Below are 23042 nucleotides of genomic sequence, written 5' to 3' on the forward strand. Positions count from 1 at the left end.
CGCACGAAATCCCTTCCGCGACGCAAAAAACCCGTGCTAACATCCAGGCGATGTTACCGGTACCATCCGGCACGCAAAATCAAGAAGGCCCTTCGGAGACAGCCTGCCATGTCACACACCCCCCGCCGTCTGCGCAGCCAGGAATGGTTCGACGACCCCGCGCATGCAGACATGACCGCGCTCTATGTCGAGCGCTTCATGAACTACGGGTTGACGCGCGAGGAGCTGCAGTCGGGCCGCCCTGTCATCGGTATCGCGCAAACAGGCAGCGATCTGGCGCCATGCAATCGTCACCACATCGAGCTCGCCGAGCGCACCAAGGCCGGCATTCGCGACGCGGGCGGCATTCCGATGGAGTTCCCCGTGCATCCGCTGGCCGAGCAAAGCCGCCGGCCCACCGCCGCGCTCGACCGCAACCTCGCCTACCTCGGGCTGGTGGAAGTCCTGCACGGTTTTCCGCTGGACGGTGTGGTGCTGACGACCGGCTGCGACAAGACCACGCCGGCCTGCCTGATGGCGGCCGCCACCGTCGACCTGCCCGCCATCGTGCTGTCGGGCGGCCCGATGCTCGATGGCTGGCACGAGGGCAAGCGCGTCGGCTCCGGCACGGTGATCTGGCATGCGCGCAACCTGCTCGCGGCCGGCGAGATCGACTACGAAGGCTTCATGCAGCTGACCACGGCATCGTCGCCGTCGATCGGCCATTGCAACACCATGGGCACGGCGCTGTCGATGAACAGCCTCGCCGAGGCGCTGGGCATGTCGCTGCCGGGGTGCGCGAGCATTCCCGCGGCCTATCGCGAGCGCGGCCAGATGGCTTACGCAACCGGCAAGCGCGCGGTCGAGCTCGTTCGCGAAGACCTGCGCCCGTCGAAGATCATGACGCGCGCGGCGTTCGAGAATGCGATCGTCGTCGCGTCCGCGCTCGGCGCCTCGACCAATTGCCCGCCGCACCTGATCGCCATTGCGCGCCACATGGGCGTCGAACTGAGCCTGGACGACTGGCAGCGCTTCGGTGAAGCCGTGCCGCTGCTCGTCAACTGCATGCCGGCCGGCGAATACCTCGGCGAGAGCTTCCATCGCGCCGGCGGCGTGCCTGCCGTGCTGCGCCAGCTCGATGCGGCCGGCCTGCTGCGGCGCGACTGCCTGACCGTGTCGGGCCGCGCGATCGGAGAAATCGCCGACACTGCGCAGGACGCCGACCGCGACGTGATCCGTACGCCCGACGCGCCGCTCAAGCACGGCGCCGGCTTCATGGTGCTGTCGGGCAACTTCTTCGACAGCGCGATCATGAAGATGTCGGTGGTGGGCGACGCGTTCCGCCGCACCTACCTGGCCGAGCCGGGCGCCGAGAATACGTTCGAGGCGCGCGCGATCGTGTTCGACGGCCCGGAGGACTACCACGCCCGCATCAACGATCCCGCGCTGAACATCGACGAGCGCTGCATCCTGGTGATCCGCGGCTGCGGCACGGTCGGCTACCCGGGCAGTTCCGAAGTCGTGAACATGGCGCCGCCCGCCGAGCTGGTGAAGCGCGGCGTGACGTCGCTGCCGTGCATGGGCGACGGGCGCCAGAGCGGCACGTCGGCCAGCCCGTCGGTCCTGAACATGTCGCCGGAAGCCGCGGTGGGCGGCGGCCTCGCGCTGCTGCGCACGAACGACCGTATTCGCGTGGACCTGAATCGCCGCAGCGTCGACGTGCTCGTCGACGAGGACGAACTCGCGCGCCGCCGCGAAACTGCAAGCTTCACCGTGCCGCAGGCGCAAACGCCGTGGCAGGAACTCTATCGCCGGTTCGTCGGCCAGTTGTCCACCGGCGGCTGCCTTGAACCGGCCACGCTGTACCTGAAGGTGATCGAGCAGCGCGGCAACCCGCGCCATTCGCACTGACCCACCGCCCCCCAATCTTGCCGAGCTGATCATGCGTACTCCTTCCGTTTCCGATTGCCTGCCGCACGACCTCGCCCACGCGCTGCTGATCGGCCGCGTCTGGCGGGATGACGGCGCCCACGCGGGCCCGAGCGTCGTCGCCGTACGCGGCGGCGAAGTGTTCGACATCACGCGCAGCGCGCCGACCACCGCCGACCTGTTCGACCGCCCCGATGCCGTTGCCGTCACGCGCACCGCCCCCGGCGAATCGCTCGGCCGCGTCGAGCCGCTGCTGCAGGCGGCGCTGGACGGCACGCCGGGCGCCACGCACCTGCTCGCGCCGTGCGACGTGCAGGCCGTCAAGGCGTGCGGCGTCACCTTTGCCGTCAGCCTGATCGAGCGCGTGATCGAGGAACAGGCCGGCGGCGATCCGGCCAAGGCGCGGGAGGTACGCGACACCATCGCGTCGACCATCGGCACCGATCTGTCGAGGATCGTGCCCGGCTCGGAAGCAGCGATGCGCCTGAAGGCGGAACTCGAGCGCCGCGGCGCGTGGTCGCAATACATGGAAGTCGGCATCGGCCCGGACGCCGAGGTGTTCTCCAAGGCGCAGCCGATGTCCGCGGTGGGCTTCGGCGCGGACGTCGGGCTGCTGCCCGTGTCGGTGTGGAACAACCCGGAACCGGAGATCGTGCTGGCCGTGGCCAGCGACGGCAGGCCGGTGGGCGCGACGCTCGGCAACGACGTGAACCTGCGCGACATCGAAGGCCGCTCGGCGCTGCTGCTCGGCAAATGCAAGGACAACAACGGTTCGTGCGCGATCGGCCCGTTCGTGCGGCTGTTCGACGAGGGCTTCACGCTCGATGGCGTGCGGGAATGCAGCGTGTCGCTGCGCGTCGAAGGCGCGGACGACGGCTTCGTGCTCGACGGCATCAGCCACATGCGCGAGATCAGCCGCGACCCGGCCGACCTCGTCGCGCAGACCTGCGGCGCGCATCACCAGTATCCGGACGGCTTCATGCTGTTCCTCGGCACGATGTTCTCGCCGATCCAGGATCGCGACGCGCCCGGCGGCGGATTCACGCATCACCTCGGCGACCGCGTGACGATCTCGACGCCCGCGCTCGGCGCGCTCGTCAACACCGTGCGGCTTTGCACGGAGATCGCGCCGTGGACCTTCGGCGTGCGCGCGCTGTATGCGAATCTGGCCGCGCGCGGGCTGCTTGCTGCGTGAGGCGTCGAGACAGGCCACGCGAGCGGCGCGCTGCTCGCGGTGACGATATCGCGGTCAATGATCCGCCCTTGAAGCAGTCGCGCAATGTCATGTGCGATAGAACGCGCGTCACGTGCCGTTCGCCTGCTCCGACGCAGTCAGATATCGTGACGGCAGGCTGTAGAACGCCGGTCGGGCCGCGCTCAGCCCGATCACCGCGAACACCATGCCGACGAGCGCGGGTAGCAGCGACGAAAACGCGACGGCGAACATCAGGCCCGCTGCGGAGACGACGCACGCCAGCGCGAGATGCAGCAGGTGCCGCCCTCGGCGCTCCATCAGCCGCGCCCACGCGATCATGACGACCGCCGCGACGAGGTACGGCACACCACCCGACAGCAGCCCGACCGCGAACGTCGAAAGCCCGTGCCCCTTCAGCATCAGCGGCAGCCAGATCGCGATGCCGTTGATGCCGATCCAGTAGCAGAAGAGAATGCCGACCATGATCCACACCCGCACCTCGCGAAGCACCGCGCCGAAGTTCCGTTGCGGCAACTCGGCCGATTCGCGGGCAAGCACGTCCGACAGCGCCGCGGATTCCTCTTGCGTCAGCCATTCCGCCTGCTCGGGCCGATCACGCAAGAGCCGCAGGGTCACCAGGCCGAGCACGCACGCAGGCAACCCTTCGACGATGAACAGCCATTGCCAGCCCTTGAGGCCGCCGGTTCCGTCCAGTTGCATGATGAACGCCGCCAGCACGCCGCCCACGACCGACGACAGCGGGATCGCCACCAGAAACCACGCGAGCACCCGTACGCGCCATGCCTTCGGAAACCAGCACGACAGGTAGAACAGCACGCCGGGAAAGAAGCCCGCTTCGGCCGCCCCGGTCAGTACACGCAGCACGTAGAAGCTGGTCGGCCCCTGGATGACCGCGCACGCGGCGGACAGCAGCCCCCAGCCGATCATGATCCGGGCCAGCCAGCGCCGCGCGCCGAACCGGTAGAGCGCGAGATTGCTCGGCACCTCGAGCACGCAGTACCCGATGAAGAACAGCCCGGCCGCCATGCCGAACTGGCTGCCGGTCAGACCGAGATCGCTGTTCATCGTCAGCGCCGCGAAGCCGATGTTGGTCCGGTCGATGTAATTGAAGAAGTAGCCGATTGCCAGCAGCGGGACGAGGCGAACGAGGTTCTTGCGCAATGCGCGCTGGAGTGCGGCGTCGTTCGTCACATCCGGCTGCTCGTGCGCAATGGAGAGCGTCGATGCCATGGGTTCACCTGAATCCGAAGAAATGGGCGGGATTGTCGACCAGCATCCGGATGCGGCGCGTCTCGTCCGGCACGATCCGCTCGATCAGGTCGACGAGGTCGCCGTCGTCCGGCATCGGATGGCCCAGGTTCACATGCGGCCAGTCGCTGCCCCATAGCACGCGTTCGGGCGCGTGCTCGGCGAAGCGGCGCGCGACGGGCAACGTGTCCTCGAACGGCGCACCGGTTTTGGACATCCGGTCCGCGCCCGACAGCTTGACCCACACGTTTCCGGTATCGAGCAACGCACACAGGGCACGCACCGACGGGCTGTCCGCTCCTTCGTCGATATCGACCCGCGCCATGTGGTCGATGACCACCGGCATGTCGAGCGAACGGATGAACGGGGAAAATTCGGCGATGTCCTGCCCGGACACGTGAATCGCCATATGCCAGCCGAGCGGCCGGATGCGGGCGGCGACCGTCCTGACCGCGTCCAGGTCCGGACGGCCGCCGAGATGCGCGAGGAAGTTGAACCGTGCGCCGCACACCCCGTTCGCGTCGTACTCCGCAAGAAGCGCGTCCGGGTCGCCCGGCCGAACGAGCGCGACGCCCTTGTAACGCCCGGCTCCATTGCGCAACGCATCAAGCATCGCGCGGTGATCGAACCCATGTCCCTGGCTCTGCACGATCACGGCGCGCGAGAAGCCGAGGCGCTCGTGCAGGCGCCGCAACGCCGTTTCCGGCGCGGCGGACGGATCGAAGCTGCGATCGTCAGGCAACGGGTAACGGTCGAACGGCCCGAACACATGGCAATGCGCGTCGCAGCTGTTGGCAGGCAGGCGCAAGAGCGGCCGGCGTGGTTCGGCCAGCGGCGGTGGCAGGCCGCCGTTCAGCACGGCGTCCGGCTGCGCGTCGAATTCGAGATCGACAGCGTCGCGCTGACCAAGCAGCTCGTCCGCGCGGGCGTCGGCTATTCGCTGCTCACCTACGTCGCGATCCGGGAAGAACTGGCGAGGGGCGAATTGAAGGCGATCGCGATCGAGCGGCCGGCGATTCGCTCGACCGTGTCGATCAGCACGTTGCGCGAAAATCGTCCGTCACGACTGGTCGATGCGTGGATCCGCCTGCTCAAGGACACACTGTTCCGCTTTACGCGCGACCAGCCCTGGAGCGATCAGGTCGTGTGGCTCGCTGCCGGTGCGGGCGAATAGCCCCGCCGACACGATGGGATGGCGTTGCACACGTCCGTGGTCGACGCCGGCCTCGGTGTACTCGGGGCGGACGGCGTCGCCGTGCTCCGGCGGCGCGGCCCGTGAAGCCGGTGCTCGCCACCCCCGTCACGCTGACCGTCAAGCCGCCACTGGCCGCTCCGCCAGCTTGAACTCGCCGACCGTCTGCGCGAGCCGGGCCGCCTGCTCGCGCAGCGACGTCGCCGCGGCCGCCGATTGCTCGACGAGCGCCGCGTTCTGCTGCGTCGTGTCGTCGAGCTGCGACACCGCCTGATTCACCTGCTCGATCCCCGTGCTCTGCTCCTTCGCGGCGACGCTGATCTCGGCGATCACGCTCGTGATGTTGCGCACGCCGTCGACGATTTCGTCCATCGTCGCACCGGCTGTCTGGACGAGCCCGGAGCCGCCCTCGATCTTCTCGACCGACGAGTGGATCAGCTGCTTGATTTCCCGTGCGGCCTGCGCGCTGCGCTGCGCGAGCGCACGCACTTCCCCGGCGACGACCGCGAAGCCGCGGCCGTGCTCGTTCGCACGCGCCGCCTCGACGGCGGCGTTCAACGCGAGGATGTTGGTCTGGAACGCGATGCCGTCGATCACGCCGACGATGTTGGCGATCTCTGCCGACGCCTGCGTGATGTCGTTCATCGTCGAGACGACTTCGCGCACGACCGTGCCGCCCCGCAGCGCGACATCCGACGCCGATTCCGCCAGACGGTTCACCTGGCTCGCCGCGTCGGCCGAGTTGCGGGCCGTGCCGGCGATCTCCTCGAGCGCGGCGGCCGTTTCCTGCAGGCTCGACGCCGCGTGTTCGGTGCGGGCCGACAGATCCTGGTTGCCCTGGGCGATCTCGGCGCTCGCCAGATTGACCGACGCGCTGAACGCACGGATCTGCAGCAGGATCGCACTGATCTTCTCGGCGAACGCGTTGAACGCGTGCGCGATCTGCGCGGCTTCGTCCGCGCCGTCGGCCGGCAGCCGCTTCGTCAGGTCGCCGCTGCCGCTCGATACGTCCGTGAGCGCGTCGCGCACCATCAGGATGCGCTTGAAGGCCGCGTTCGTCATCGCGCCGACGAGCGCGGCCGCGATGACGGCGACGATCACGATCGCCAGCAGCGTGGTCGTCGCGACCGCGCGCATGCCGGCCGTCACGTCGCCCTTGTCGAGCGCGAGCACCAGCGACCAGTCGGTGCCGGCGATCGGCCGGGCACGCATCAGCTTGGCGGCGCCGTCGATGTCCACCGCGACGGGCGCGGACGCCGTCTGCAGCGCGCCGAGGCGATCGGCATCGAGTTCCGGCGACAGACCGGTGGCCGGCTTCATGATCAGGTCGGTCTTGGCCGACGCGATCACGCGAGCGCCCTTGTCCACCAGAAATGCGAAGCTCGCCGGCGTCGGGTGAACGGAGGTCACGATCGAGCTGACGTTTTCCATGAACAGGCTGGCTGCCAGCACGCCCTTCACCACGCCGTCGCGCACCACCGGCACCGCGAACGCGACGGCCGGCTTGCCGCTCGTCGCATCGCGGTAGAGCGCCGTCACGACCAGATGGCCCGCGCCGACAGCCTGCTTGTACCAGGGCCGCGCGGTCGGGTCATAGCCGGGCGCGAGCGGCACGTTCGAGAACGCCGTCTTGTCGGGCAGGCCGAGCGTCAGCACCTCGAAGCCGCCCGACTTGCCGAGCAGCTTCAACGCCGGCACCGGATCGCCTTCGCCGATCGCGATCGTATCCGCGAGCGCCTGGGTTTCGCGCGACCGGCTCGCCACCCACTCGTCGATCGCCAGCGCGTGGCCGGCCAGGATGGACTTGTGATTCTGGTCGATGGCCTCGTCGTTGTGGGTCTTGACGACGTAATAAACGAGTCCTCCCGTTACGGCCAGCGCCGTCACGACGATGGCGACACACGTCGCCAGTATCCGTGCGCGAATAGATGACAGCATGATGACTTCGGTCTCCGTTACCGCGTGATTGAACTGGATCGATGAACGAGCCGACCCTTATTCATTTAACGGCACCGACGGCAGGAAATTGAGTCGTGCCGAATGGCCGGCGCGGAGGCCGACCATAAGGACAAATTCGCGGCCGGCAGCCGATACGATGCGTGCGACGCGGCCAGCCGCTTCGGTCGCACACGTTTGCGTCGCAGTGGGCGGATCGCGCGCGCCGACGGGGCCGCCCGCCGGCCTCGATTTTCGGTTAACCATGCCGTTAACCCGGATTTGACCCGAGCCGACGCCCCGGCAGCCGGCTTCCCCTATGAGTGCGAGCATGCCCGCCTTCACTTCGATCGAGAAAATCGCCGACTGGGCCGGACGCCACCCGCTCGTCGTCGGCGCGTTGGGCACGCTGATGTCGCTCGCGGCGCTCGGGATCAGCGCGGCGACGCTGTGGGCCGCGCGAATCGAAGTCATCGAGCATGCGCACGAGACGTCGCGCAACGTCGCGGCCGTGCTCGCGAGCCAGATCGCGCGGACGGTCGAAACGTCGAACAACGCGCTGGTCGCGCTGGCTGCCGACCTGGGCAAGCAGGCCGTACAGCGCATGGACACCGGGTTGCGGCACGATCTGCTGTTCGAGCGCACCGCGGCCCAGTACCTCACCGGCATGGGCGTGACCGACCGGCGCGGCCAGTTGATCGACGGATGCTGCGGCACGACCCATCGCTGGGACTTCAGCGATCGCGACTACTTCAAGGTTCATCGCGACGCGGACAACGTCGGGCTCTACGTGTCCCAGCCTTATCGGGCACGCTCGCGCGGCGGCAAGGAGTCGATCGCGCTGTCGCGGCGCATCGAGCGGCCCGATCATGCGTTCAACGGGATCGTGGTCGTCGCGATCGATCTCGCTTACTTCGAGCAGCTCCTGTCCCGGCTCGACGTCGGCCCGAACGGCGTCAGCGCGATCGTGCGCGCGGACGGCACGATCCTCGCGAGGAACCCGTCGTTGAACGACGGCCAGATGAATCTCCTGCGTCGCTCGAAATCGTTCAAGCGGATGGTGAACAGCGAATCGGGCTTCTATCCCGCCCGTTCGAGCATCGACGGCATCGTGCGCCTGTATACGTACCAGCGGATACCGGGCACGCCGCTGATCGCGGTCGTCGCGCCGGCGGAGCGCGACGTGCTGGCGGGCATTACACGCCTGTCGTGGACGGTCGGCGTGTCGGCCATCGCGATCAGCACACTGTTCTGCGCGGTGGTCTGGCTGCTGGCGTTCGCGCTGCGCGACAACCTGCGCAAGCAGACGCTGCTGACCGATCTCACGCGGACCGATCCGCTCACGGGCCTGCACAATCGCCGCGCGCTCGATACCGCGCTGGCCGACGAATGGGAGCGGCTGCAACGGGGCGGCGACGGCAGTCTCTCGCTGCTGTTCATCGACGCGGATCACTTCAAGCAGTACAACGACCGGCACGGCCACGCGGTGGGCGACACCGCGCTGCGCTTTCTCGCCGAATGCATCCGCGCGCATACGCGGCGGCGCGGCGACCTCGCCGCGCGCTACGGCGGCGAGGAATTCGTCGCGGTGTTGCCCGATACGGACGAAACCGGCGCGGCGCAGGTCGCGGAGGCGATTCGCCGCGAAGTCGAAGGCAACGCGCTCGACGGGTTCACCAAAACCGTGCCGCCCTTCACCGTCAGCATCGGCTGCGCGACCGGCCATCGCGCACGCCCCACCACCGTGCACGCGCTGTCGCATCAGGCGGACATGGCGCTCTATCGCGCGAAGCGCGAAGGCAGAAACCGCGTGTGTCGTGCGGAACCGGAGCCGTTCACCCGCTCGGCGTGACGCACGCCGGGCGCCGTCTGAAATTTTTTTTGACGACGGGTCACTCGCAAACGATTGCCGCGCGCAGCGTTCCTAAACTGTTCATCCAGGGTTCCGATAATCAGGAAATCTATTTAATAACACCCCTGGATTCTTCCTATGAATGATCGACGATTAACGGTTCGCATGAAGCTGATCATGGCTTTCGGACTTCTTACGTGCACGGTCGTGCTCGTCTCGCTCGTCGGCATCGTGTCGCTCGGCAACGCGAACGCGGCATTCGACGACTATGTCAACGGCATCAACGCCCGCGCGACCCTGGCGGACAAGGTTCTCGCCGCGGTCGACCGGCGCGCGATCGCCGCCCGCAACCAGGTCCTGGCGTCCGGGCCACGCGATGCGGACATCGAGAAGGAAGCCGCCCTGCAGGCCGACCGCGAAGTCGGCGCGCTGCTGGGTGAATTGACGAATGCGGTCCGCGTCGGCAGCCGCGCGACCGACAAGGCCCGCGAACTGGTTCGGCAAATCGGGGCGGTCGAGGCGCAGTACGGCCCCGTCGCGCGCGCCATCGTCGAAGCGGCGGCGAACAACCGGCGCGATCAGGCGATCACGATGATCAACGAACAGTGCCGACCGCTGCTGGCCCGGCTCGTCGCGGCCACCGATGCGTATGCGACGTTCTCGCGCACGATGGCCGCCCAACGGGTGAGGGAATCGGATGACCGCTATACGTCGCGACGACTGATGCTGATCGCGATCTGCATCGCCGCCGCGGCCGCGGCCGCGATCTCGGGCCTCTTCATCACCCGCGGCCTGCTGCGCGCGCTGGGCACGGAGCCTGCCGCGCTCAGCGATATCGCCCGCCATATCGCCGCCGGCGATCTCGGCGCCGAATCCGCGACCGGCGCCGCGCCGGCCGGCAGCGTGCTGGCCTCCATGCGCGACATGCAGGCGAACCTGATCCGGCTGATCTCGGAAGTCCGTACCGCCTCGGGCAACGTCGCGACGGGGGCAGGCGAAATCGCGTCCGGCAACCAGGACCTTTCGTCCCGCACGGAACAGCAGGCCGCGTCGCTGCAGGAAACCGCGTCGAGCATGGAGCAACTGACGTCCACCGTGCGCCTGAACGCCGACAACGCGCAGCAGGCGAGCGGCCTGGCCGACAACGCATCGGAGGTCGCGCAGCGCGGCAGCTCGGCCGTCGGCCTGATGGTCGACACGATGACGGACATCAGCGCGAGTTCCGCCAAGATCGCCGAGATCACCGGGATCATCGAAGGGATCGCGTTCCAGACCAACATTCTCGCGCTCAACGCGGCCGTGGAGGCCGCGCGCGCCGGCGAACAGGGCCGCGGCTTCGCGGTGGTGGCCAGCGAAGTCAGAAGTCTTGCGCAGCGTTCGTCGAGCGCCGCGAAGGAAATTCGCGAACTGATCTCGCAATCGGTCCGGAAAATCCAGGACGGCTCGCAGATCGCGAACAACGCGGGCGAGACGATGAGCCAGGTCACGCACGCGATCTCGCGCGTGACCGACATCATGGGCGAGATCGCCGCGGCGTCGAGCGAGCAGAGCCGCGGCATCGAGCAGGTCAATCTGGCCATTACGCAAATGGACGAGGTCACGCAGCAGAATGCGGCGCTCGTCGAGCAGGCGGCCGCCGCGTCGAAGTCGCTCGAGGAACAGGGGCTGCGGCTTGCCGAGGCCGTCTCGCTGTTCCGGCTGGAGACGCGCACGGCGAGCGCGTAGGCCCGCGCCCGCCGCCCCGTATCGGTGACGGACGACGCATGGATTCCGGCGTCCGTCATGTTCAGCACAGGAAATTAACCAAATAGTGGGAATTTCCGCCCGCTGCGTACGACACGAAACAATTCCGTAACGACCGCGTAACGATCGCTCACCACAATCCTCCATCTTCTACCATCAGGATGGAGTCTTGCATGTTTGCGTCACGAAGCCGTTTCCCGCTGCACGTCGCGGCATTGTCGAGTGCGATCGTACTGGCTGCCTGCGGCGGCGGCGACGACGTCGCGTCGACCGGCACGATCGCCGCGGCCGTTCCGGCGCCGCCCGCCGACCCCGGCTTCGTCGACAGCGCGCCGATCCCGAGCGCGCCGGCTTTCGTCGACAACGTCGCGACCAACCAGCGCGGCGACGCGCGCTATGCGACGCTGTCGACCAACGCCGCAGTGCGCGTGCTGAGCCGCTTCCTCGATCTCTGGCAACCGGCGACGATGCTGGTCGACGCGGGCGTGAGCGCGCCGGCGAACGGCGCGTTCCCCGCCATCTCGCCATCGCCCTGCTCCGGGCTGCCGAACAGCGGCGTGCCGTGCGGCACGATCCTGAACGACGCGGTGCTGTCGGCCAACGTGCAGTACGTGATCAACGCGACGACCGCCCGTACGCCGCAACAGGCCGACGCCGCGTACTACGACGACCGGCGCGGCAAGGGATACAGCGTGACCGACGGCATGGGCCCGCTCACCGCCGCGTGGCGCACCGCCGCCCAGCAGACGACCAGCATCACCACCGTGCCCGCCGATGCGACGACCGTGCTGTACAACGATGCCGGCAACAACGTCGGCGTCGGCAGCAGCAGCGGCAACGCCAGCTTCGGGAAGGTCGTCGACCTGCTCAACGAAATGGGCAACAACGCGTCGACCGAACCGTCGAAGCGCTTCTTCAAATACGCGCGCCCGTACCGCTGGAGCACGAGCGTGGTCGTCGCGCCGACGCTCGTGCCGGCCGAAAGCGCGACGCCCGCGACCGACGGCGGCTTCATCAGCGGCCACACGGCCGAAGCGATGCGCGATGCGACGACGATGGCGTGGCTCGTGCCGGAACGCTTCCAGGAGATGATCAGCCGCGGCCTCGAGCTCGGCGAGAACCGGATCCTCGCCGGCATGCATTCGCCGCTCGACGTGATCGGCGGGCGCATGCTCGCGCTGGCCGTCAGCGCGGCGAACCTGACCGCGTACGCCGGCGACGCGCAGGCTGCCTACACGCAAGCCCATCAGACGCTGCAACAACTGACGGGAACGAGCGCCACGACGTTCTCCGCATTCGCGCACTCGGGCACGACGGCCACCGACCGGTTTGCCGACTACGCGGCGAACAAGGCCGCGTTCCTGCGCCGCATGACGTTCGGCTTCGGTGCGATCGAATCGACGAACGCGCCGCCGGTCGTGCCGAAGGGCGCGGAGATCCTGCTGCAGACGCGCTTCCCGTACCTGAGCCCCGACCAGCGGCGCGTCGTGCTGAAGACCACCGAGCTGCCGTCCGGCTATCCGGTGATGGACGACGCGGAAGGCTGGGGCCGCTTGAACCTGTTCGCGGCGGCCGACGGTTACGGTGCGTTCAACGGCAACGTGATCGTATCGATGGATGCGTCGCAGGGCGGGCTCAATGCCGCCGACGTATGGCGCAACGACGTTTCAGGCGCCGGCAAGCTGACGCTGCAGGGCAGCGGCACGCTGACGCTGTCGGGCAACAACGGCTACACGGGCGGCACGCAGGTGAGCGGCGGCACGCTGGCGGCCGCGTCGGCGACGGCATTCGGCAAGGGCGACGTGTACGTCGGCCCGGGCGGCAGCGTGCGGATCGCGGCCGCCGCGCCGGTGACGGTCGCCACCCGCTACACGCAGCTCGACAACACGACGCTCGAACTCGACATCGACGGCAACGGCGGCGGACGTCTGCGCGTGGGCGGCCCGCTCACCATCGCGGGCGGCACGCTGCACGTGAAATTCGTGAACGGCTACACGCCGAAGGCCGGCGACACCATCGCGCTGATCGACGGCGCGGCGGCCGCCGCGAAGTTCGCGACGGTGACGGTCGACGGGTTCAAGGCCACGCCGGTCTACACCGCGGCGGGCGTGTCGATCACGCTGTCGGCCGCCTGACCGGCACGGAAGATCGATCCTGCAACGGCGCCGCCCACGGGCGGCTTCGGCTTGCGCTACGCGAACCGACCGGAGGCTGCCATGCCCGCGCCGTCCGGGCGAGGTCGTGTAGCGAACCGCCGTTGCAGCTCGATGATCGTCGGCAGGTTGAAATCGTGGACGTCCGGCGCGGCGCCGCCCTGCCGCCGGCTGACCTCGGCACACAGTTCCAGCGCACGCGCGCGCGTCTCGGCAAGCAACCGCAGCGCCTCGCCCAGCAACCCCTTCTCGAGTTCGGACAGTGAGCCGTCGTGACCGGTTTCGCCGATCGTCGGCTCGCTCATGCTGGTTTCCATCGCGACTTCTCCTTCGCTGTGCGAGGGCGCACCGTCGCACGTTGCGTCACATGACCGCGCCGCGCAGCCACGGCACGAACTCGCGTTCGCCGATGCCGTTGTCCTCGCTGCGCGATCGTCGTCCGGACGCGACGTCGAGCATCAGCCGGAACAGCCGCGCGCCCGCTTCGTCGACCGTGAGCGAACCGGCGACGATCCCGCCGCTGTCGAAATCCATGTCCGATTGCATTCGCTCGAACAGGCCGCTCGTCGTCGCGATCTTGATCGTCGGCACCGGCTTCGAGCCGAACACCGAACCGCGGCCCGTCGTGAAGCACACGAGATTCGCGCCGCCGGCGATCTGCCCAGTGGCCGACACCGGGTCGTAACCGGGCGTATCCATGAACACGAGCCCCGCTTGCCGCACCGGCTCCGCATAATCGTAGACGGCGCGAAGCGGCGAGCGGCCGCCCTTCGACACCGCGCCGAGCGACTTCTCGAGAATCGTCGTGATGCCGCCGGCGAGATTGCCGGGCGACGGGTTGTTGTTCATTTCTCCGCCGTTGTCGGCGACGTAGCGCTCCCACCATTGCAACCTGCCGAGCAGACGCCCGGCCACGTCGCGCGACGCCGCCCGCGCAATCAGCAGATGCTCGGCGCCGTAAATCTCGGGCGTCTCCGACAGAATCGCGGTGCCGCCGTTGCGAACCAGCAGGTCGACGGCCGCGCCGAGCGCCGGATTCGCGGTGATGCCCGAGTAGCCGTCGGAGCCGCCGCATTGCAAGCCGACCGTCAGCCGCGAAGCCGGCACGGTGCTGCGCCGCGCGCCGTCGGCCGCCTCCACCAACTCCCGCACGATCGACACGCCGCGGGCGACGGTGTCGCGCACGCCGCCCTCGTCCTGGATCACCAGCGTGCGCACCGTGCCGGGCGCCGCCGCGTCGAGCCGTTGCGCGAGCGCCCCGACCTGGTTGACCTCGCAGCCGAGGCCGACAAGCAGCACGCCGGCAAAATTCGGGTTGCGCGCATAGCCGACGAGCGTGCGACGCAGCAGTTCGATGCCGTCCCCCGTCGCCGACATGCCGCAGCCGCTCTGATGGGTGATCGCGACGACGCCGTCGACATGGCCGAATGCATCGAGCGCGCCGTGCCGGTATGCATCGGCGATCGCATGACAGACGCTCGCCGAACAGTTGACGCTCGCGATCACGCCGACGTAGTTGCGGGTACCCACGCTGCCGTCGGGCCGCACGAATCCGTCGAAGGTGTCGCGGCGATCCGCGGGAACGTCGTGCGCGTCGCCGGCGGGCCCGTCATCGTGCGCATGCCGCTCGGGCATCCCGACGTTGTGCACGTGCACGTGCTCGCCGGCGGCGATGTCGCGCAGCGCAATGCCGATCGGCTGCCCGCATTTGACGATCGCGTCGCCGCGCGCGATCGGCGCGGTGGCGACCTTGTGGCCGGCCGGCACCGCGTCCGCCAGCCGCAACGGTGCGCCGCGCACGTCGATCGGCACGTCCGGCGCCAGCGCGTCGAGTGCGACGGCGACGTTGTCGTCGCCGTGAAGGATCACGATTGCCGGTGGCTTCACGATGCATCTCTCCCTGTCGTTGCGATGCTGGCCGCCGGAGCGCCGGCCGCCGGTTCATGGCGGGCGACGAGTTGCCGCAAGCGCGGTTGTTCGGCCGACAGCGCCAGCGAATCCACGAGCGCGAGCAACGGCTCGATCCGCCGCGCCACCTTCTCGCGATGATTGACGGCGATATCGGCGATGCGATGCGCGAGAAACGGATTGAGAAAACGCTCGCGCACGCTGTCGACGTAGCGTTCGGCCGTTTCGCGCAAGCCCAGCGCCACGAATACCGGTGCGACTTCATCGCGCCACACGGCCTCGAGACCGTCGCGTAGCCGCGCGTCGTTCATCGCGTCCAGTACCGTCTCCGACGCGTCGCGCCCCGCCTCGAGCCACTGCTGCGCGAGCCAGCTGTGCCCGAGATTGAGGAAGAACAGCTTCAGGCGCTCGTGGCTGCGCAAATCGTCGGTGACGACGATCTGCGCGTGCCGGCACGGCAGCGCCATGCCGGCACGCCGTTCGATCGCCCACAGCGCGTACGGCTCCGCGACCGCGCCGACCGGATGAAGCGGCTCGGACACGATGCGGTCGACGAGCGAGTTGACCCACACGCACCGGTTGCACAGATAGTCGGCGAACGCGTCGGGCAGCCGCCACGCGCGTGCGAGGCCCAGCACGATGTCGCGCAGCGTGTCGCCGTTGTTCGTCACGAGTTCGCACGGCAGGATGGAGACGCCGTCATCGGGCCGCGCCTGCCAGCGCGCATGCAGCAGCGCCAGCAGCTTCGCCGGAAAACCATGCGGTGCGTGCTCCGGCCGGGCCAGCAGGTCCGCGGCGTCGCGCGGATCGGCGCGATAGCCTGCGTCGCCGGTATTCGACACGATCACGCGCACCGTCTCGATCGCGGCACGGCGGATCTCCGCCCAGTCGCGCTCGGCATCCCACGCGCGATGCACGGCGTGGCACTCGACGATTTCGTCGACGACACCGCCGTGCTCGCGCCCGCGAATCCGCACCGGATAGCGACCGGTGGCGCGCAGCGCGTCGATTCTCGCGCGGCTGGCCGGATTGCCGGTCGTCTGCACGATGCCGATGCCGCCCATCGCGTGGCCGTCGTCCAGCGCCTGGGAGACGAACAGGTCGACGTGCGCCAGCAGGAAGCGGCTCGTGCCGAACTGCAGGATCGGCGGCGTCATCGCGTGCACTCCGCGTGCCGGATTCGATCGCTCAGCATTCGACGAGCGCCTTCACGACGGTCTGCCCCGCTTCCAGCAGCCGCGGAAGCGCGTCCGGCACGTCCTCGAGCCGCATCCGGTGCGTGTTCAGCGCGCGGTCGGGAATGCGCCCGGCACGCATCGCGTCGAGCACCGTCGCGAAATCCTCGGCCGTCGCATTGCGGCTCGCGAGCAGCGTGGTCTCCCGCTTGTGGAATTCGGGATCCGAAAACGCGACGTGCCCGCGCACGATCGAGATCAACGTGTATTTGCCGCCGTGCGCGACGAACTCGAAGCCGCGATTCATCGCATCGAGGTTGCCCGTCGCGTCGAACACCGCATCGAAATACTCGCCGTTCGTCAATTCCGCGAGACGCGCCGTATCGTCCGCGCCCACCTCCACCGTCGCGTCGACGGCCAGATGCTGCCGGCAGAACGCCAGTCGATCCGCCCGCGTGTCGAGGCACGTGACGTCGGCGCCGCGCAGTTTCGCGAAGATCATCGCGGCCATGCCGATCGGCCCGGCGCCGACGACCAGCGCCCGCTGCCCGGCGCGAACGTCCGCTCGGCGCACCGCATGCGCGCCGATCGCGAGGAATTCCAGCATCGCCGCCTGATCGAGCGAAATGCCGTCGGCCTTGTGCACGAACTGCGCGGGTACGCTCAGGTATTCGGCCAGCGCGCCGTCGCGATGCACGCCGAGCACCTTGATGTTCACGCAGCAGTTCGTGTTGCCGTGGCGGCATGCGATGCAGTGTCCGCACGACAGATACGGCATCACGTACACCGCGTCGCCGGCGCCGAGCCCCGACGCCGGTTCCGCCTCGACGACGACCGCGGAAAGCTCGTGGCCCATCACGCGCGGATATTCGAGGTAAGGCTGGTTGCCGGTGAAGATGTGCAGGTCGGTGCCGCAGATGCCGACCCGTTGCACGCGCAACAGCACTTCGCCGCTGCCGCGCACGGGCAGTTCGCGCTGCTGCACGCGCAGCACGCCGGGGGATTCGCAAATCACGCTGAGCATGTCGGGTTCCTTTCGTTCGGGTTCATTCGTCGTGGCGTGCGGTGTCGATCCGGTAGAAGCGGCATGCATTGCCGCCGAAGAGGTCGTCCAGCGCCGCGGCGCCGAGCCACCGCGCGCAATCGTCCTCGCACGCGGCCAGCCAGTCGCCGTAGCCGCCGCACGCCGACGCCAGCCGCAGCACCGGCCAGTCGCTGCCCCACATCAGGCGCGTCGGCCCGAACAGGTCGGCCAGTGCGTGGACATACGGCCGCGTGCGCGCCCGCACCAGCTCCGGGCCGGCAGACGGGCCGGCCTCCGTCCAGAGGCCGGACAGCTTGCAATGAAGATTCGGCAGGCTCGCGAGCCGGCGCATCGCCGACAGCCACGGCTGCAATTCGCCGCGCTCGATGAACGGCTTCGCACCGTGATCGATCACGATCGGCAGATCGCGATGGCGTCGCGCGAACGCGTGCAGCGCATCGAGATGGCGCGGCATCACCAGCGCATCGAAACGCAGCGCGTGCTCGAGCATCGCGGCGACCGCGCGATCCAGCCGCGGATCGTCGATCCATGCGTCGTCGGGCAGATCCTGCAGCATCGGGCGCAAGCCGCGCGCCTTCGGCGCGGCCGCGAATGCCGCGATCCGCGCCGCTGCGTCGTCGGCCTTCAGGTCGACCCAGCCGACCACGGCGCCGACCGTCGGGGTGTCGGCCGCGAGATCGAGCAGAAAGCGCGTGTCGGCTTCGCTCGGCAGCGATTGCACGAGCACGGTGGTGTCGATACGCGCGGCGTCGAGCAGCGGCGCCAGATCGGCGGGGCCGAAATCCCGGTGAATCGCGTCGAGCTCGGCCGGCGGCCAGCAGCCGGCCCGCGCGCCGATTCGCCAGTAGTGCTGATGGGCGTCGATGCGCATGGTCATGCGTGGGATCCCGGAAGCGGCGCGCGCGCGTCGATCAAGCCTTCGTCGCGCAACGCAGCCCACAGTTCGGTCGGCGCGGGGCGCTCGAGCCATTCGATGTTCTGCTTCAACTGCGCCACGCTGCGCGCGCCGATCACGCACGACACGACGGCCGGATGGCCGAACGGAAACTGCAAGGCGGCGGCGGGAAGCGGTACGTCGAAGCGCCTGCACAGCGCGCCCAGGCGCGTCGCCTTGTCGATCACGTCGGCGCTCGCGTCCGCATAGTTGAACTTGCCGTTGCCGACGAGCACGCCGGAATTGAACACGCCGCCGATCACGATCGCCGTCCCGTCACGGGCGCACGCGTCGAGCAGCGGTTCGAGCGCCGTCTGTTCGAGCAGCGTGTAGCGGCCGGCCAGCAGCACGGCGTCGAGCGCCGCTTCGTTCAGCGCGTCGGCCGCGACTTCCCACTCGTTCACGCCGAGACCGAACGCGCCGATCTCGCCGCCCGAGCGCAGTGCCTCCAGCGCGCGAAACCCGCCGCCGCGGGTCAACTGTTCCCAGTAGTGCGCATGACGATCGCCATGCGTCATCGCACCGATGTCGTGCACGTACAGCATGTCGATCCGCGCGAGCCCGAGCCGTTGCCGGCTGTCCTCGTACGAGCGCAGGATGCCGTCGTAGCTGTAGTCGTAGACGGGCCGGAACGGCAGCGGCTCGGCCCAGCCATCATCGCCCGGCCGCACGCTCGGGTCGGCGCGCATCAGCCGCCCGACCTTCGTGCTGAGCGTGAAGGCGCCGCGCGCGCGCGGGGCGAGCCCCGCCCCCACGCGCCGCTCGGACAGCGTGTAGCCGTAATACGGCGCGGTGTCGAAATAGCGCAGGCCGGCCGCCCACGCGGCGTCGACGAGCGCGGCCGCGTCGGCCGCCGACATCGGCCGATACAGGCCGCCGAGCTGCGAGCAGCCGAGACCGAGCGCGGACACCGTCAGCCCGCTGCGCGGCAAGGTGCGCGTATCGTTCGCGTTCATGCGTGACGACTCGATGCGGGAAAGCGGCACGGGCGATCAGTACAGGACATTCTTTGCCGCCTGCGAATCGAGGTTCTGCTTGTCGACCATCACGACGCCGGTATCGATCAGCTTCGGCGCGGGCTTGCGCTCGATCACGTCGAGCGCCGTGCGCACGCCCCGGTTCCCCATCTGCCACGAACCCTGCACGGCGATCGCCTGCACGGTGCCGTCGCGCACGAAGCCCTGCAGGTCCTCGTTGCCGTCGAAGCCGATCGCGACGACCTTGCCCGCCTTGCCCGACTGCTTCAGCGCGCGGCCCATGCCGACCGCGGTCGGCTCGTTCGCGCCGAAGATGCCCTTCAGGTCGGGGTTCGCCGACAGCACGTCGGTCGTCTGGTTCAGCGCGGTCGCCATTTGCGATTGCGAGTAGTACGGGCCGACGATCTGCAGCTTCGAATGGCTCTCGATGTACTTGCGGAACCCGCCGACGCGGCTGACCTCGGACCCCGCGCCCGGCACGTACGACATGATCGCGATCTTGCCGGACTGCCCGACGCGATCGATCAGCGCCTTCGCGCACAACGCGCCGGCCTTCTCGTTGTCGGTCGACAGGAACGCCTGGTAGTACGGCTTGCCGGCATCCGAGATGGCCGAGTCGATCAGCACGACGGGAATGTGCGCTTCCCACGCCTTCTTGATCGCGGGCACGAGCGCATCGGGATCGGACGGCGCGAGCACGATGCCCGCCACATGACGCGTGACCGCGTTGTCGACCATGTTGACCTGCCCGCTGATGTCGGACTCGGCCGCCGGCCCCTGGAACGTCATCGTATAGCCCTTGGCGCCGTCGAGCGCCGCCTTCGCGCCTTTCTGCACGTTCTGCCAGTAGTTCGAATTGACCGTCTTGACGATCACAGCGATCTCGCCGCCCGCCGCATACGCGCCGCTGTTGCACGCCGCCGCGAACACGCACGCCGATGCCGCCAGCAGGATGGATTTGTTCATGTCTCGCTCCGCTTCTCGTTGGTAGGGACTGCTTGCCGCCGGTCAGGGCCGGCGATTGCGCAACTGGTCGATCCACACCGTGCCCAGGATCACGACGCCGATGATGATCTGCTGGATGAAGCTCGACACGCCGTTCATGTTCAGGCCGTTGCGCAGCACGCCGATCACGAACGCGCCGATCGCCGTGCCCGAAATCGTGCCGACGCCGCCCATCAGCGACGTGCCGCCGATGACCGAGCTGGCGATGGCGTCGAGTTCGTACATCACGCCCTCGTTCGGCTGCCCGGTGACGAGCCGCGACATCAGCACGCAGCCGGTCACGCCCGCGAGCGCGCCGGACAGCACGTAGGTGAACAGCTTCACGCCCTGCACGTTCACGCCCGACAGCCGCGCGGCTTCCGCGTTCGATCCGACCGCGTAGATATGACGGCCGAGCGACGTTCTCGACAGCAGCACGGACACCACGACGAACAGCACGACCATGATCACGACCGGATACGGGATGCCGGGAAACGTCGTGTCGGGGAAGCCGTCCGCGCCGATGCGCGAGATCCGCAGCAGCGCGCCGTTGCCGAGCGCGCCGAACGCGTCGCCGAGATCCGAGACGGGCCGCGCGCCCGTGATCTGGAGCGCGATGCCGCGCGCGACGAGCATCATGCCGAGCGTCGCGATGAACGGCGGCAGGCCCATGCGCGTCACGCAGATGCCGTTGACGAGCCCGCATAGCGCACCGACCAGGATGCCGGCCGCCATCGCGGCAGGCACCGGCACGCCGGCCTTGACGAGCAGCGCCGCGCACACGCCGGCCAGCGCGAGCACCGAGCCGACCGACAGGTCGATGCCGCCCGTGATGATCACGCAGGTGGCGGCCACGCCCAGATAGGCGATGGACGTGACCTGCAGGCCGACGGTCATCAGGTTGTCGACCGAGAAGAACGCCGCGCTCGATATCGAGAACGCGAACACGAGCACGACGAGGCTGCCGAGCGCCGCGAACTTCTGGATCAGGTCGCGCCGCCGCTGTCGCGCCGCCCGCTCGTCGGCCTGGCTTCGATCGGATGTCATTTCAAGCATGGGAACGCCCCGACGCGTAGTGCATGATCTCCTCCTGACTGGTGTGTTTCGTGTCGAGCAATGCGGTCATTCGACCTTCGTGAAAGACGGCGATCCGGTCGGTCATGCCGAGCAGTTCGGGCAATTCCGAGCTGATCAGCACGACGCCGACGCCATCGGCGGCGAGCCGGTCCATCAGCCCGTAGATCGCGAATTTCGCACCGACGTCGATGCCGCGCGTCGGCTCGTCGAAGAACAGAATCTTCGAGCCGCGGTACAGCCATTTGCCGATGACGACCTTCTGCTGGTTGCCGCCGGACAGGTTGCGCACACGCTGATGCACGGACGGCGTGCGAATCGCGAGGTCCTGCACGTAGCGGCGCGCCACGTCGAGCTCGTCGTCGAAGCGCAGGAATCCGAAGCGTGACGCGATGCCGCGCACGTTCGCGAGCGTGAGGTTGGCCGCGACGGGCATCGGCAGCGCGAGCCCCTCCTTCTTGCGGTCCTCCGACAGATACGCGATGCCGTGCCGGATCGCCTCGCGCGGCGAGCGGATCGTCACGGGCCGGCCGTGCAGCGCGATCGTGCCGCCGTCCGGGCGATCCGCGCCGAAGATCGCGCGGGCGATCTCGGTGCGTCCGGCCCCCATCAATCCCGCGAAACCCAGGATCTCGCCGCGGCGCAGCGCGAACGACACCGGTCCGAACACGCCGTCGCGGCGCAGGTCGCGCACGTCGAGCAGCACGTCGTCCGTCGGCGCCGACTGCCGCGACGGATACGCGTCGTCGAGCGTGCGTCCGACCATGCGCGCGACGATGTCGTCGATGCTCACGTCGGCGAAATCGTCCGTCGAGATGTGGCGTCCATCACGCAGCACGGTCACACGATCGACGATCTGCGCCATTTCGTCGAGCCGGTGCGAGATATACAGAATCGCCACGCCGTCGGCGCGCAGTTCCTCGATGATGCGAAAGAGCTGCACCGTTTCCGCTTCCGTCAACGACGACGTGGGTTCGTCCATGATCAGCACGCGCGCATCGAGCGACAACGCCTTCGCGATCTCGACCATCTGCTGCTGCGCGATGGACAGCACGCCGACCTTCGTGGTCGGCGCGACGTTCAGGCCGATTCGCGCGATGCAGCGCGCCGCATCCGCATTCATGCGTTTCGTGTCGACGAACGGCCCGCGCCGCGGCTCGCGTGCGAGGAACAGGTTCTCCGCGACGCTCAGGTGCGGGACGAGATTGAGCTCCTGGTGAATGATCGCGATGCCGGCCGCCTGCGCTTCGGAGGCCGAACGAAACCGCACCGGCGCGCCGCGATAGTAAACGACGCCCTCGTCAGGCAGGTACTGGCCGCTGATGATCTTCATCAGCGTGGATTTGCCCGCGCCGTTTTCGCCGCACACCGCATGCACCTCGCCGCGGCGCAGATCGAGGCGAATGCCGTCGAGCGCGACGACGCCCGGGAAGCGCTTGCGAATCCCTTCCAGGCGCAGGATCTCCCGGTCCGCTTCGTCCTGTGCGGCCTGACCGGGCAGATTGCGAGGCATTGCCATTGCGTCTCCTTGAGGCGGATCGACCTCGGCTTCGCCTGGTCAGTCCAATTTGGATGAATTACAGCAATCGAACCCGTTTTGGTCAAGCCAATTTATCTATTTCAATCTGATCTTACCAATGGTAAAAACCCGGACACCCGGCTGAATGAGCCGCTGCATGGGGCAATGAGGCAGGCGTG

General features: G+C 68.3%; 18 protein-coding genes. 6 read left to right on the forward strand and 12 right to left on the reverse strand.

Annotation, left to right across the window (positions count from 1 at the left end; all coding sequences use genetic code 11):
- The first annotated feature begins 108 nt into the window (after nucleotides 1–108).
- A complete protein-coding gene (locus tag KPB06_RS08860; RefSeq protein WP_059577857.1) occupies nucleotides 109–1890 on the forward strand; it encodes an IlvD/Edd family dehydratase in 1782 nt (593 codons plus the stop codon).
- Between the two features lie 31 nt (nucleotides 1891–1921).
- Entirely contained in the window at nucleotides 1922–3103 is a 1182-nt protein-coding gene (locus KPB06_RS08865) for a fumarylacetoacetate hydrolase family protein (protein ID WP_275905341.1), read from the forward strand.
- Nucleotides 3104–3211: 108 nt separating this feature from the next.
- Here the strand turns inward: KPB06_RS08865 and KPB06_RS08870 are convergent, their stop codons facing one another.
- Both KPB06_RS08870 and KPB06_RS08875 read right to left on the reverse strand, forming a co-directional pair.
- Nucleotides 3212–4354 carry an MFS transporter gene (locus KPB06_RS08870; RefSeq protein ID WP_059577851.1) on the reverse strand — a complete coding sequence of 381 codons (1143 nt, stop codon included), beginning with the start codon at nucleotides 4352–4354 and terminating at the stop codon, nucleotides 3212–3214.
- Nucleotides 4355–4358: 4 nt separating this feature from the next.
- Nucleotides 4359–5231: an amidohydrolase family protein gene (locus tag KPB06_RS08875; protein ID WP_226094206.1), complete on the reverse strand. Its 873-nt coding sequence runs from the start codon at nucleotides 5229–5231 to the stop codon at nucleotides 4359–4361.
- Between KPB06_RS08875 and KPB06_RS08880 the strand changes: the two genes are divergently transcribed.
- Nucleotides 5148–5546, forward strand: coding sequence for a LysR substrate-binding domain-containing protein (locus KPB06_RS08880; protein WP_059898475.1), 399 nt, complete (start codon nucleotides 5148–5150; stop codon nucleotides 5544–5546). The genes KPB06_RS08875 and KPB06_RS08880 overlap by 84 nt on opposite strands.
- Nucleotides 5547–5684: 138 nt before the next feature.
- Here KPB06_RS08880 and KPB06_RS08885 read toward each other — a convergent pair whose 3' ends face one another.
- Nucleotides 5685–7502, reverse strand: coding sequence for a methyl-accepting chemotaxis protein (locus tag KPB06_RS08885; RefSeq protein WP_275905340.1), 1818 nt, complete (start codon nucleotides 7500–7502; stop codon nucleotides 5685–5687).
- Nucleotides 7503–7830: 328 nt separating this feature from the next.
- Here KPB06_RS08885 and KPB06_RS08890 point away from each other — a divergent pair, with 328 nt between their 5' ends.
- The 3 genes from KPB06_RS08890 (at nucleotide 7831) to KPB06_RS08900 (ending at nucleotide 13229) form a co-directional block, all read left to right on the forward strand.
- On the forward strand, nucleotides 7831–9351 hold the full coding sequence (locus KPB06_RS08890; protein ID WP_124657473.1) for a sensor domain-containing diguanylate cyclase: 1521 nt from the start codon (nucleotides 7831–7833) through the stop codon (nucleotides 9349–9351).
- 138 nt (nucleotides 9352–9489) lie between these two features.
- A complete protein-coding gene (locus tag KPB06_RS08895; protein ID WP_275905339.1) occupies nucleotides 9490–11076 on the forward strand; it encodes a methyl-accepting chemotaxis protein in 1587 nt (528 codons plus the stop codon).
- 191 nt (nucleotides 11077–11267) lie between these two features.
- On the forward strand, nucleotides 11268–13229 hold the full coding sequence (locus KPB06_RS08900) for a phosphatase PAP2 family protein (protein WP_124657474.1): 1962 nt from the start codon (nucleotides 11268–11270) through the stop codon (nucleotides 13227–13229).
- Nucleotides 13230–13285: 56 nt separating this feature from the next.
- Here the strand turns inward: KPB06_RS08900 and KPB06_RS08905 are convergent, their stop codons facing one another.
- The 9 genes from KPB06_RS08905 to KPB06_RS08945 are packed head-to-tail and all read right to left on the reverse strand — an operon-like array spanning nucleotide 13286 to nucleotide 22863.
- Complete coding sequence (locus tag KPB06_RS08905) at nucleotides 13286–13564, reverse strand: hypothetical protein (protein ID WP_059577838.1); 279 nt, start codon at nucleotides 13562–13564, stop codon at nucleotides 13286–13288.
- Nucleotides 13565–13610: 46 nt separating this feature from the next.
- Nucleotides 13611–15134 (reverse strand): UxaA family hydrolase, encoded by a 1524-nt coding sequence (locus KPB06_RS08910; RefSeq protein WP_275905338.1) that lies wholly within the window; start codon nucleotides 15132–15134, stop codon nucleotides 13611–13613.
- Entirely contained in the window at nucleotides 15131–16312 is a 1182-nt protein-coding gene (locus tag KPB06_RS08915) for a mannitol dehydrogenase family protein (protein WP_275905337.1), read from the reverse strand. The genes KPB06_RS08910 and KPB06_RS08915 overlap by 4 nt, the downstream gene beginning before the upstream one ends.
- A 31-nt stretch (nucleotides 16313–16343) precedes the next feature.
- Nucleotides 16344–17354 (reverse strand): zinc-binding alcohol dehydrogenase family protein, encoded by a 1011-nt coding sequence (locus KPB06_RS08920; RefSeq protein ID WP_099318508.1) that lies wholly within the window; start codon nucleotides 17352–17354, stop codon nucleotides 16344–16346.
- Between the two features lie 22 nt (nucleotides 17355–17376).
- Nucleotides 17377–18252, reverse strand: coding sequence for an amidohydrolase family protein (locus tag KPB06_RS08925; RefSeq protein ID WP_275905336.1), 876 nt, complete (start codon nucleotides 18250–18252; stop codon nucleotides 17377–17379).
- Nucleotides 18249–19265: an aldo/keto reductase gene (locus tag KPB06_RS08930; protein ID WP_124657479.1), complete on the reverse strand. Its 1017-nt coding sequence runs from the start codon at nucleotides 19263–19265 to the stop codon at nucleotides 18249–18251. The genes KPB06_RS08925 and KPB06_RS08930 overlap by 4 nt, the downstream gene beginning before the upstream one ends.
- Nucleotides 19266–19301: 36 nt before the next feature.
- The gene (locus KPB06_RS08935; protein WP_124657480.1) at nucleotides 19302–20252 is read right to left on the reverse strand and encodes an ABC transporter substrate-binding protein; all 951 of its coding nucleotides are present in this window, start codon (nucleotides 20250–20252) and stop codon (nucleotides 19302–19304) included.
- A gap of 42 nt (nucleotides 20253–20294) precedes the next feature.
- The gene (locus tag KPB06_RS08940) at nucleotides 20295–21326 is read right to left on the reverse strand and encodes an ABC transporter permease (RefSeq protein WP_059577820.1); all 1032 of its coding nucleotides are present in this window, start codon (nucleotides 21324–21326) and stop codon (nucleotides 20295–20297) included.
- The gene (locus KPB06_RS08945; protein WP_059577817.1) at nucleotides 21319–22863 is read right to left on the reverse strand and encodes a sugar ABC transporter ATP-binding protein; all 1545 of its coding nucleotides are present in this window, start codon (nucleotides 22861–22863) and stop codon (nucleotides 21319–21321) included. The genes KPB06_RS08940 and KPB06_RS08945 overlap by 8 nt, the downstream gene beginning before the upstream one ends.
- Nucleotides 22864–23042: the final 179 nt, after the last annotated feature.

This window comes from Burkholderia semiarida, assembly GCF_029268935.1.
In the GTDB taxonomy this organism is placed as follows: Bacteria; Pseudomonadota; Gammaproteobacteria; order Burkholderiales; family Burkholderiaceae; genus Burkholderia; species Burkholderia semiarida.